The organism is Candidatus Protofrankia californiensis (genome assembly GCF_900634765.1).
In the GTDB taxonomy this organism is placed as follows: Bacteria; Actinomycetota; Actinomycetes; order Frankiales; family Frankiaceae; genus Protofrankia; species Protofrankia californiensis.
Genome location: NZ_CAAAFT010000449.1, coordinates 1 through 829 on the forward strand (window position 1 = coordinate 1; position 829 = coordinate 829).

Here is an 829-nt window from a genome sequence, read left to right on the forward strand (position 1 = left end):
CCATGTGCAGGGTGAGCTGGCCGACCTCCTTGCCGGTCGTCAACCAGGAGCCCTGCAGGTGCGCGACATTGTCGAAGAACAGCCGGGCCACCGCCACCAGCCGCAGGTACTCGATGGTCGACGCCTGCGTGCGTCCACGCAGGTGGTTGTTTTCCGGCTGGTAGGTCCAGGGGATGAAGGACCGGAAGCCACCGGTGCGGTCCTGCACGTCACGGATCATCCGCAGGTGTTCGATGCGCTCGGCGTTGGTCTCCCCGGTGCCCATCATGAACGTCGCGGTCGATTCAAGGCCGAGGCCGTGGGCGGCCTCCATCACCGACAGCCACACGTGCCCGGGCTCCTTCAGGGGTGCGATCGCATGCCGGGGGCGCTCAGTGAGGATCTCCGCGCCCGCTCCGGCGAAGCTGTCGAGCCCCGCGTCACGCAGCCGGATGATGACGTCGGCAAAGCTCAGCCCGGACGTCCGGGCGATGTGGACGACCTCGCTGGCGCCCAGCGAATGGAGGGTCAGCTGGGGATAGGCACGTTTGATCGCCGTGAAGGTGCCCTCGTACCACTCGATACCGAAGTCGGGATGATGGCCGCCCTGGAGCATGATCTGGGTCGCGCCCAGCTCGACGGCCTCGCCGCATCTGGCGACGATGTCGTCGACGTCGCGGACCCACCCCTCCTTGTGCCCGGGCGCGCGGTAGAACGCGCAGAACCGGCACGCGGTCGCACACACGTTCGTGTAGTTGATGTTCCTGTCGATGATGTACGTGGCAACGCCGTCCGGGAAGCGATGGCGGCGGACGGTGTCCGCGGCTCGGCCGAGAGCGTGCAGCGGAGC

The 829-nt window shown here is 67.6% G+C and carries 1 protein-coding gene; it reads right to left on the reverse strand.

All coding sequences use genetic code 11. From position 1 onward, the window contains the following. Positions 1-829, reverse strand: an 829-nt coding sequence (locus tag DD1DGNOD_RS23320; protein ID WP_131771034.1) for a CofH family radical SAM protein, incomplete at both ends; no start/stop codon positions are given.